11 protein-coding genes and 3 pseudogenes are annotated in these 10,556 nt (G+C 58.1%); 10 read left to right on the top strand and 4 right to left on the bottom strand.

Annotation, left to right across the window (positions count from 1 at the left end; all coding sequences use genetic code 11):
• Positions 1 to 192: 192 nt before the first annotated feature.
• The 3 genes and pseudogenes from BVER_RS24365 to BVER_RS24355 form a co-directional block, all read right to left on the bottom strand.
• Positions 193 to 1,879: pseudogene (locus BVER_RS24365) on the bottom strand (PRTRC system ParB family protein).
• 128 nt (positions 1,880 to 2,007) lie between these two features.
• A complete protein-coding gene (locus BVER_RS24360; RefSeq protein ID WP_050455469.1) occupies positions 2,008 to 2,370 on the bottom strand; it encodes a hypothetical protein in 363 nt (120 codons plus the stop codon).
• A gap of 269 nt (positions 2,371 to 2,639) precedes the next feature.
• Positions 2,640 to 3,026: a hypothetical protein gene (locus tag BVER_RS24355; RefSeq protein ID WP_050455468.1), complete on the bottom strand. Its 387-nt coding sequence runs from the start codon at positions 3,024 to 3,026 to the stop codon at positions 2,640 to 2,642.
• 429 nt (positions 3,027 to 3,455) lie between these two features.
• Here BVER_RS24355 and BVER_RS24350 point away from each other — a divergent pair, with 429 nt between their 5' ends.
• The 10 genes and pseudogenes from BVER_RS24350 (at position 3,456) to BVER_RS24310 (ending at position 10,325) form a co-directional block, all read left to right on the top strand.
• Positions 3,456 to 3,944: a hypothetical protein gene (locus tag BVER_RS24350; protein ID WP_050455467.1), complete on the top strand. Its 489-nt coding sequence runs from the start codon at positions 3,456 to 3,458 to the stop codon at positions 3,942 to 3,944.
• Between the two features lie 13 nt (positions 3,945 to 3,957).
• Positions 3,958 to 4,284: a hypothetical protein gene (locus BVER_RS24345; protein WP_050455466.1), complete on the top strand. Its 327-nt coding sequence runs from the start codon at positions 3,958 to 3,960 to the stop codon at positions 4,282 to 4,284.
• Positions 4,265 to 5,479 (top strand): DUF1173 family protein, encoded by a 1,215-nt coding sequence (locus tag BVER_RS24340; protein ID WP_050455465.1) that lies wholly within the window; start codon positions 4,265 to 4,267, stop codon positions 5,477 to 5,479. Before BVER_RS24345 ends, BVER_RS24340 begins: the two co-directional genes overlap by 20 nt.
• 53 nt (positions 5,480 to 5,532) lie before the next feature.
• Positions 5,533 to 6,003, top strand: a complete 471-nt coding sequence (locus BVER_RS24335) for a hypothetical protein (RefSeq protein WP_050455464.1) — start codon at positions 5,533 to 5,535, stop codon at positions 6,001 to 6,003.
• A gap of 210 nt (positions 6,004 to 6,213) precedes the next feature.
• Positions 6,214 to 6,534, top strand: coding sequence for a hypothetical protein (locus tag BVER_RS24330; protein WP_050455463.1), 321 nt, complete (start codon positions 6,214 to 6,216; stop codon positions 6,532 to 6,534).
• 331 nt (positions 6,535 to 6,865) lie between these two features.
• Positions 6,866 to 7,351, top strand: coding sequence for a hypothetical protein (locus BVER_RS24325; RefSeq protein ID WP_157056204.1), 486 nt, complete (start codon positions 6,866 to 6,868; stop codon positions 7,349 to 7,351).
• Positions 7,348 to 8,318 (top strand): annotated as a pseudogene (locus BVER_RS24320) (phage Gp37/Gp68 family protein). The gene BVER_RS24325 and the pseudogene BVER_RS24320 overlap by 4 nt, the downstream one beginning before the upstream one ends.
• Positions 8,315 to 8,986, top strand: a complete 672-nt coding sequence (locus BVER_RS24315; protein WP_050455461.1) for an ASCH domain-containing protein — start codon at positions 8,315 to 8,317, stop codon at positions 8,984 to 8,986. Before BVER_RS24320 ends, BVER_RS24315 begins: the two are co-directional and overlap by 4 nt.
• A 388-nt stretch (positions 8,987 to 9,374) precedes the next feature.
• A complete protein-coding gene (locus BVER_RS31870; protein WP_157056203.1) occupies positions 9,375 to 9,893 on the top strand; it encodes a hypothetical protein in 519 nt (172 codons plus the stop codon).
• Positions 9,894 to 9,929: 36 nt separating this feature from the next.
• The gene (locus BVER_RS24310; protein WP_050455460.1) at positions 9,930 to 10,325 is read left to right on the top strand and encodes a DUF7682 family zinc-binding protein; all 396 of its coding nucleotides are present in this window, start codon (positions 9,930 to 9,932) and stop codon (positions 10,323 to 10,325) included.
• Between the two features lie 130 nt (positions 10,326 to 10,455).
• Here BVER_RS24310 and BVER_RS32850 read toward each other — a convergent pair.
• Positions 10,456 to 10,556, bottom strand: a pseudogene (locus BVER_RS32850) (IS5/IS1182 family transposase); the annotation flags it as partial.

The raw sequence follows: 10,556 nt of genomic DNA, 5'->3' as shown, positions 1-10,556 counted from the left end.
GTTTCGCTCCACGCTTCCTCTCCACGGTCGGTCGCCCTTCCGCAGTTGCGCTTCACTTCGCTCGCTGTGGTCAACTTGCCGCGCGACTTGCACCCGCAAGAGTGCGCCCATGCTGGGCGCACAAGAATATAGACCGCCCTGAGGCGGTCTATAAAGGATGGAACTACGATCGATGCGCGGGCGAACCGCGCCTTAGAACTTGAGCACCTTCGGAATCTTGCCCGTGTAGTCGAAGCCAACGACTGCCAGAAGCGCGTCGATGACTTCCGACTTCGATTTGCCGAAGACCTTTTTGAAGTTGTCGCCGAGCGCGGCACGAATGCCCAGTTCATCAGCGACCACCATCATTTCCGACTTCGTGATCAACTCCAGAAACTCTTTGCAGAGCTTCCAGTGCTTCGCGAGATCGAGGCGATGGTGCTTGCACAGACGCGTGAGGTGCTGCACGTCAAGGCCCTGGATCGCTGCGATGGTCACGCCAGTCACGGCGTGCGCCATCTGTGCGTCGTCAGCAGCCGCCGTAGCGGCCGCGGCCTTTGTCACGTCACCCGCCGGGATCAGCTCTTGCGTGAGCTTCTCCCAGATGCCCGAGAGCGTCTTATGATCGACGCAGCGCATCTGGTCGGACAGCGCGATCGCGACAAGAAAATCGCTGAGCAAGCACAGGATCCGCACCCACCTCACGGCGCAGGGCTTTACGCCACAACGCCACGCGGTATGCCTTGATCTTGTCGGACTCGGAAACGACCGTCACTGAAGGGTTAGCACCCGTGGCCTTCGCATCTGACGCATATATCGGAGCGGCTTTGCCGCTGGACTTACTGTCACTCTTATCCGCTTTGGCCGTCTCAGCCGCCTTCGGCTGCGTGGCAGCTTTCACCGCCTGCAGGTTCGCCGCAACCTTTTTCATGTTGCAGACCGTGTCGAAGCACTGGCCCTTATAGACCTTCCCGATCGAGTCAGGTAGGCCGCTCACCGCTGCACCGTAGTTCTAGCACGCGTGACACGCCTTGGCCTGCTCAACGCCCACGCCCTTCGGACCGTCAACCACGAGTTGCACGCGCGTGTGGTTGTCGCCCGCACGCACAATGCGCACGACCGGATATTCGTCACGCAGGTTGGTCGCCGTCGCGTCGAGCATCTTTTCGGTCTTCTCGTTGTAGCAGGTGCGGTTGGTGCAGTTTCCCGTCCCGATGGATTCACCGAACATCTCGCCCTGGGTGGACGAATTATGCGGGCACCCGGCGCAGTCCGCCTTGTCGAAAATTGCAGCCGCCAACGAACAGGCGACCTGCTCAATGGTTTTCTTGACCTCCGCGACGGGCTTGCCTTCCTTGATAATCACCGGCAGCAGCTTGTCCTGCGTCTCTTTGGGGAGGGCGGCCAGCAACTCGGCATGACCCAACAGGATTTGCCGCGTGCTCAGTGCGTCGAGCACCGGCGTGCTGCAATTCATCAACGCAAGGCGCTTATCCAGCGTAACACGAGACCAACCGAAGATACGCGCGACTTCGTCACGATCACCTTTACATAGCCCGACCTGCTCGGCAGCCGCGATCGCTTCCTCCGCCGGGGACATATCAGCACGCTGGATGTTCTCGACGATGGCGAGCTGCTTCGCTTCGACTTCATCGATGTCCCGAACGACGACCGGAATTTCGTAGTCTTCGCCGTGCGCGGCGAGCGCCGCCTTGTATCTGCGGCCGCCCGCGACGAGGGCAAAGCCGCCATCGGCGAGCGTTCGGACGATGATAGGCTGGATGACACCCTTTTCGCGCACGGATGCGGTCAACTCTTCCATCTCCGCCGCATCGAAATACTTGCGGGGATTGATGTTGACCTGAATGTGCTTGAGAGCGAGAGTAGGTTGTTGTTGCATTGTGGGCTCCAAAGAGGGAACTCGCCCCTTCGGGCTTGGTTCCCGAAGGGTGAATAGGATAGAAAGTGGCGAGGCCGAGTTAATCGGCGCTCAGTGGACCAGTCGGAATTGAACCGCGAAGCCGACTATCAACCGTGAAACGGACACGGATCGAAACCCGCCGCCCGACACGACGAACAATTCTCCAACTCGACAGTCAGATCATGCTGTCGGACGCCGCGCTTCCACGCCGATGACAAAGCAGGTTCGTCCGCGAACAGAAGCGGCACCTGATCGTCGCCGTCCGCCTGTGCGTCACACCAGCCAAGACGTTCGGCTTCGGAAATCTGATCGTCCATGATCAGCTCCAGGTCGATCTCGTCAAACTCGCGACTCTCAAGATCGATCGATGCGTTCGCGTTTGGAAACAGCGCGCCGAATTGCTCTGAAACCCGCAAGTTCAGTTTTGCGATGACGTACGCGCAGCGCACGTCGAGATAAGCGTCGTTCACGGTACAGGCTCCTGAGGATGGAACCTGGATCCCGTTCGGGAGAGGTCCCGAAGGGTGGAAAGGAGGTGAGCCGAAGCAAGTCGGCGGAGTCGATGCGTCTCAGACGCGGGTGATATCGACAAGATAACGGCTAATCAGGCGATCGGTTTTCGGAAAGCTCTCGAAATTACTGCGCCTTAAACTTAAACACGAGACTCAAGGCGCGTGTCGTGCCTATGCAACGCTGCGCTTGTCGCGGGTTCAGCCGGCCGGCTCGGAAAACATCCTCCTCACATCTTTTCGGTCGGACATTGCTCGAGACCTTCGATCAAGTGCGTGGGCAATTTCCACTCGCGCATGTACGATTTCGCTCGCGTCACAATTCCGAACGACAAACTGAGTGCCATGAGCGCAACAATTAATATCAGTGCAGGAACGCCATCGCGAAACCAGGGCGAATCGAGAAACGCAGCGTCCGATTGGATCGTGACGCCGAATGAGCTGGATATCGCCGTGACGCCCGCCACGACGAATGCCAACAGCAGCGCTCCAATCTGCAACTTCCGCTGATGCCTGCGAGCGTCGCGGTAAAAGCAGATGGCTGCCCATTGACCGGCACTAAAGTCTCGAAAATCGAGGAACCGAGGATCGATGTGCGCCATATCTTTCTGCGTCATGTTTGAAGCCGACTGATCCGAGATGCTCGAAAGTTTTTAGGCATGAGGCATACATCTAGTCGCCAGGCGACGCTCATTGTAGCTTCTCGATGCCAGTCGGCCTGGATCGCTCCGGGCCAAAACTTTTATCCACAGAATCTGTGTACAAGGCTGGGGATAACGTCTTCCGCGTGCGATTTCCACTTGCGCTGCGTGTACTTCGAGAAGTCCACGAGAGCTATCCGGATAGCGTTGCCAAACCGTAATGACGTCGAAAAACGCATCGCTTTCTGCTTAAACTCTTACGCCTTGCTTTCCGAGTGGCATTACGTACCCCGCGATGCCTCGAAAAGAAGCTCAAATCACACGTTCTTTCTGTGCATTAAATCGCGTTCTCTCCGGCGAGAATGGATCTGAGCTCGTGCGTGTGCGCAACCTCTCTCGGACGTCATGAAAATTAGTCACCTCGCCACTGTCGCTCTACTTGCCGCTTCAGCCATCAGTTCGATCGGCGCACTGGGATTGACCGCCCATCAGTTCACGCTTCAGCGCTCGGCTGTCTCGGTAATGGCAAACACAACTGTTGTCGAACGACTGCAAGGAATGAATGACGCCCTTGGCTACGTTCCAGAGGGCAAGCGACGCGCGCTCATCTCCACATACGGATTCTCGAGCGAACGAGAGGTGCAGGTTGCACTGACAATAATGCGTCGCGAACTCGTCACGTCTCAGCAAGTGCGCGCCGAAGAACTTTCGACCAACGACAAGCGATTGACTGCTTTAATCCTAGCATGCGGCCTCAGCGCAATCGTCGCGATGATGGCGGCCATCGCTCTTTTCGACATCGGTTGGCAAAAACATCAGCGCACCCTTGATCGAGCTGCCCATCCCGCTGCACGTCCGAACGCAGACAGCGCCACCCACCCCACTACCGCTTAAGCGCAACCGAACCATGAATCTTGTCATTGTGAACTTCGAAGATCTCACGAAGGATCCAGCCGGCGTACGTGCCAACGCAACCCCCTCCCCTGGCCTCCCGGATGACTGGATTGACGCATTGGTCGGAGCGGGATCGGTGTTCTCGCGCGGATACGCCACAGCGGGAATGATTTCGACGATCAGCGTGACCTTTCCGAGCAGCGGCCACGCCGAGCAGTTTTGCGTGAGCGTGCGCGCGGTCGCCCATCTCTGCGGCACCAGAGCGCACACCCACAAGGTTCCAGCGGAACAGGCCGAACTCACCCTACGCGAGGCGAAACATGGCGGACGTATCGTTTGACGGACTCACGGTCACACTCGAAGAGGTTCAAGACAACCCGGCGAAGTATGCACGGGAGCTCGAACGCGCCAAGAAGTCACCGGGATATGCGGTCTGCCGCTGCAAGTCAGGGCCGGGCGGTACGCCCCTGCGCCTGGTCATCCGACGCTACGGCGCCCTTTTCCATCTCGCCAGATGGCCAGAAGAAGGGTATCTGCATGACCCGGCGACCTGCCCGTTCCATGCCTTGCCAACGAACGACCAACATGAAGGCGAGGAAAGCTTCGAGGCTATTTGCCAAACACCGGATGGTCTGAACGTTAGACTGGACACTTCTCTGTCGGTGCGCACCGTCGGTGTCGTGATCGACCGCGAGCGCCGTGAAATCGCACCCAATACCGTGTCGCGCCGTTCCGCCCCCTTGCTCGGTTTCCTGCAACGCATCTGGATCGAAGCACGCTTACACGAGTGGACTGGCGCCGCCCGCAGTTGGGGGACCTGCAACGCTCAGATTGTCGCCGCCTTGGGTGTGGGCAAGCTCAACGGCAAGTCCATGCAGGACGTTCTGTACGTCATGCGTCGATACGAGCCAACCGAAAAGGCTGCGATCGCCGCGGAATTCGACGCGTTCCTCTCGCGCATCAAGACATCCGAAGGCACGAGCGAGCGCGGCTTGCTCATCGCCGAGTTGAATGCAGTCGAACCATCGAAATATGGTTTCGTCATCAAGGTCCGCCAGACGCACCATTCGTTCTTTGCATCGAAAGCCGTCATCGATCAAGTAACCGCCTCCTTCCGCTCGGCCTGGACGCTGATCGGAGTTCCACATGCACGCGTGGTCGCGCTCTTGGTCTTGGAAAGAACCAAGGATGGCAATCTGCGCGTCATCGACATCGCTCTGCAGCTATGCAATAGCTCATTCATCCCGTGTGATTCCAGCTACGAAGTGGCGATGGCCAATCGTCTCGTTGCCGAGCGACGTCGATTCAAGAAACCCATGCGTCTGGTTCCCGGCGACGACACGCTGCCTGACTTCCAATTGACGGACACCGCCACGCCTACAGTAATCGAGGTCTACGGCATGCACGACAATGCACAGTACCTCGCTCGCAAAACACAGAAACAAGCCCTATATGCGCGCGCCGCGACGCCGTGTGTGGAATGGATTCCGCCCGCAGACGTGAGATCGGTTCGACTGCTCGTCGCCGCGACTTGACACAACAGAACGACGGGATATGTTCGACGCGTTCTCCACTTCAGAGCGACGTCATGTCTTTGAATTCCTTCTTTCTCAAGCGCGCTGTCGCGCGCGATGCCAATTGGCAGGTGAGCTATCCCGCGCTCGCCTTAGCCAGCTCCATCGACCCGGTGGATGAGCGCCGCAAGCAGATCGTGGTCGCGGCCGCCGACGATGCCCACTTACGCATGATCTTCTTTAGCACGCTCGGCGCGATTCTTGACTTTGAGGCGACGTGGCCCGAGATCGAGCAATCGGCAGGCGGGTGGCTCGCATTCACCCTCCGTTGGAACCGATGGTGGTTGCCAAATCGTGATACTGCCGCCGTGCTCGCGGAACACGCATCGGCACCGACAGATCTGCGCTTCGCCCATCGCTCGCTCGAAGGCGGCCCAACCAATACCCCCTCCTTCCGTCTGTATCTCGATGTCGTCGAGCAACATTACCGGCGCGACGAAGCCATCTCGCGTGTTCTTTTCCCTCGCCTCGAACTGCTCGTTTAGAAGCATGCGAATCTACATTCGACGGATTTTCCGAGCTACCCATACGCCAGACAGCAATGAAGTGAAGTTCCGACCCAAAAATGGTGCCACCGCGCCGCGAGTGCACGAATGGCCTCGAATCCCTGCAATTGACATCGCGATGGGCGAGAAGGCTGCCGGTTGTTTGCTCGACGGACGGGTTCACGATGAATTTCCGCGAGCCGGACTTGCTTGAGCAACGTCCTTCCATTTGCTCGACTGCACGTTTCCGGAGCGAAAGAGGATAAGCGCTCGCGCACAGAGTGCACGCATCGCCGCATCCAGCTTCATCCCAACGACGGCATAGTCGTGTGTTCCATTTGCAACGCAACACTGAGCCCATTTTGGGCGCTGGCAATGCTGTCCGAACAATACGGCCTCGCGCTCGCTCATATCGATCGCCTGAGCATCCGGTTGGCTCTTGCCGACGCGCGGATGCTCGAGCTTTCTGAAGAACTCGACGCCCTTACCTCTCGAGAAAGAGCATTAAAAAAGATGCCAACCGAAACTTGATCGCCCAGCAATCGATGCTTCAATAGCTCATCAGCCAATGACAGCAGAGTGACGAGAAACAAACTTGCGCATGCGCTCACAAGGGCAAAGGCAATGGCAAGTATTGGGACACGTGCGCCGCTGTAGAGGAGAGAAAGACGGACCTGCCAAACGGCAAACCGATGAGGGAGGCTTTGCGCGTGATCGTCGATACGTCTCATCTGTGCATTGCGTGAGCCGATACGCACACTGCTACGGCGTAATCGTTCTGGCTCAGCGACTTGGGTTGTTCTAACCGCCCTCCCTAGCTATTCGATACGTATAAGCGCCTCTTACAAATTCGAGGATGAGAATGAAAGACCACGAAATCCGCGAACTGGTCAGTGAGTTGACCGAGATCGTACCGCAGTACGGCCAGACGCAGCAACTGCGCGAGCACATTCGCGAGGCAGTATTTAAAGCGATACCGCCGTCGCTTCTCGCCGCCTCATCGCCTGACAACTCGCAGGCGCGCTCCATTTCGATCGAGCCAGCGGAAATGGCTAAAGAGGATATGCGCGCGCCGAACAAAAAGCGTGGAGCAAAAATGAGTGAACGCTATGTTGAGGTCAAAACGTTTGAAGTCGACTATTTATGCGACGCGCTGGGGTGCATCGGTTTCATGCGCCCGACTGGCACGGCAATCCTGACGTCAGACCCGCCCAAATTCACGCATGCTTGCAGCGCTTGCGGTGACCGTCAAGTTTTCGAGGTACGTTATCCGACGTATCGCCGTGGCGTCGCGGAGGGATATGGGATCGAAGTGATGACCGAAGGAAAACATTGCGAGGGACCATGAGCGAGAACACGACAATCGAGTGGTGCGATGCCACTTTTAACCCATTCGAAGGGTACCAGAAAGTCAGCCCAGGATGCGATAACTGCTATGCCGAAGCTCGCAATGCGCGCTTTTCCGGTGGCACGGCGATCAATTGGGGACCCGGCGCGCCGCGTCGTCGCACTCTGAGTCGAACTGGCGCAAGCCTCTCCAGTGGAACAAGGCGCACGCGGAATTCTTCGCTCAGCATGGTCGACGCCGACGTGTGTTCTGCGCGTCGCTGGCGGACGTGTTCGATAACGCCATCGATCCAAAATGGCGCGCCGATCTGTTTGATCTAATTGAGCAGACGCCGAATCTCGACTGGCTGTTGCTCACGAAGCGAATCGGCAACGTGCTGCCGATGCTCGAAGAAACGGCTGCACGACGGTTCGACCTCGAATGCCTGCACGCTCCGCGCATGCCGGAGAATGTCTGGCTCGGCGCGACAGTTGTCAACCAGGCCGAAGCAGACCGTGACATCCCGAAGCTGCTGGCGTTCAATGCGCGTGTTCGATTCCTCTCGATGGAGCCGCTGCTCGGACCAGTCACGCTACAACCTTCCTGGATCGAACCGGAATGGGAACAAGGCATGTTCCCGTCGCTCGACTGGGTTATCGTTGGTGGCGAAAGCGGCTCCCGCGCGCGACCGATGTATCCCGAGTGGCCTCGATCGCTTCGCGATCAGTGCGCGCGCGCAGGTGTGCCGTTCCTGTTCAAGCAATTGGGCGAATGGCGCGAGCCGACCGACGGCGAACGCTTCGATACGACGATGGGCCGTGCACAGCGTGTTCCGGTATTCCTCGTCACAAATCGGGGCACGGTCCATTGCTTTGAGAACGAACAAAGTCGATACGGCGCACGGACCATGCTGCAAGTGGGCAAAAAATCAGCCGGCCGCCTGCTCGACCGCCGCACGCACGACGAATTCCCCAGGAGCCCAGTATGAAAGAGCGCCCCATCCGCTTCAGTGGTTCGATGGTACAAGCGTTGCTCGACGGCAAGAAGACGCAGACCAGGCGCATCATCGCGCGGCAACCGGTCGATGGCTGGACTTTCGACCTTCCACCGCAGTTCGGACGCGTCACCTCGCGGCATCCGAAGAAAGGTCAGTTCGGCGCTTTCATCCGCCACGGCGTCGGCACCGACTTTCCAAGCTTCGACCTCGTTCCGTGCCCGTACGGAATGCCTGGAGATCGTCTTTTGGTACGCGAGGCGTGGAGAACGACGGGGGACAACGGCCGCGCGGATGACATGCCACCTCGTGATCTTCAGCCGCACCCTGTCTGGTTTGAAGCCGATGGCCGCGCACCAGTTAATTTGTGCGTCGGCAGATACCGCCCCTCGATGTTCATGCCGCGCTGGGCGTCGCGGATCGCACTGGCAGTGACGAACGTGCGCCTCGAGCGCCTGCAAAGCATTAACGACACCGATGCGGAGTTTGAAGGGATCGCACAAAAGACGCCGGGATGGTGGAGCGGCGCCGAGGATCAAGTGGCCACGAGTCCGAGCGCCGCATTTGCGCTCCTCTGGGACAGTCTGAACGCCGAGCGCGGCGCCGGCTGGACCGCGAACCCGTGGGTCTGGGTCGTCGAATTCAAACGTATCGAGACATGACATGCCTTGCACACCATTTCGAACGCTCGAAGGAATCGCAGTCATCGTCTACACACGAGGCCGTCAGCGCAAGCCTCGATGCTCGATAAACAGATGCGACGCGCCAAGCCGCTTTCAGTGTGATCACCGGTCGACTTCCGACAAGACATGCGATCGTCACCTGTGTTCCGTACACGCGCATCAGGTCGAACGTGACGTTCACTTCTGCCCGGCGCATATGTCCGAATCCAGTAACGCAAACAGCAGCAAGATGATCCAAGGCGATTTATTCATTGACGCAGCATCATTTACCGCGCCAGCGCTTCCTTCGCGGAGGTGACTGAGAAGACGACTCGTCGCGTGGCACCTTGTCTAACCCGCCTCCACCACCTAATTCAATGAGAATGTGATGAACAAAAAAGAAATCCGCGCCAGCATGACCAACGAACAAATCCTGCTTGAGCGCAAGCTGACCTGTGAAGCCATCGACGGCGCGCTCGCGTTTGGCTATCAGAACACGAACCCGCCGCCTGACGACGAACATTGGTTAGCGCGGTTCTGGAAAATTGGCCGCAAGCAGGCTGAGCTGGAAGCGGCCCTTTCCGATGCGTGTAACTGTGATAGCGAAAACGACGAACCAGTCGAGACCATACGAGCTGAAGGGTTTGACAACGCGTTACTTTCGGCATGTCCATTCTGCGGTGGTGGCTCACACATGAGGTTGGTTCTAGTAGGCCTAAGACCTTCAGACCATCCTGCAACAATCCGATTTGTCTTGGCTGGACCGCGTCGCTTGCCTATAGCGACATGGCAGCCGCGACTGAAGTGTGGAACCGTCGATATTCAGCCGCCGGTAACAACAAACAGGCGCAATTCGCGCTTCCGACGGGCTGAGCATGACGACAAGCACGGCGCTTCGCGGCCTTGAACACAACGAAGTCTTATTAACGCAGCCCACCATAGCATGAAACGTACCTTTGCTTGCGGCCATACTGGAAAAGGCCAGTACTGCCACACCTGCGCCCAAACGAACAAAGAGCTGCTGGCCCAGCGTGCCGCACGCGAGGCGAAACAAGTCGAGCGACGCAACGCGGCGGCCGCCGACCCTATTGATCTGTCCATCGTCGAGCACTTATCCGCCGTTCAACGCGAAGCGCGCGATGTGCTGGCGAAGGTTAGCAGCGGCGTGCATCCGTTCGCGTTGGACGGCAAGCCTCTCAAATCTTCAGCCGGCAGGCTCCTGTCCGTTCCGATCGGGCGCTCCTACCGCCTGCTCTTCGAGGCCCCATCCCTTAAGCCGATCCGCCTGGTCAGTCATGAGGATTACAACGCGATCGCCTCAAGTCGTGTACCGGCTTGACCTCGGACCGGGTTAATCTCAAAGTCTGGACTTGCATGAGCGTAGCTATAATGCAAGTCGCAGACTTCTTTAACTTCGCCGGCCGTCGGCGACTCTCTAGGTCATGTTCACATTTACAAGCGGCCCGAGCAGACACGATGGAGACAAAGGTGAGGTAGCTGTGGGCGAGTTTGTCATATCGAGTGGCGACGCGACGAAAATGCTTGATACGCTTAAAGAAGCGTTCAACGA

It is taken from the genome of Candidatus Burkholderia verschuerenii (assembly GCF_001189365.1).
GTDB lineage: Bacteria > Pseudomonadota > Gammaproteobacteria > Burkholderiales > Burkholderiaceae > Caballeronia > Caballeronia verschuerenii.
The sequence above is the reverse complement of the archived record's forward strand: the minus strand, read 5'-3'. Positions and strand labels throughout refer to the sequence as shown.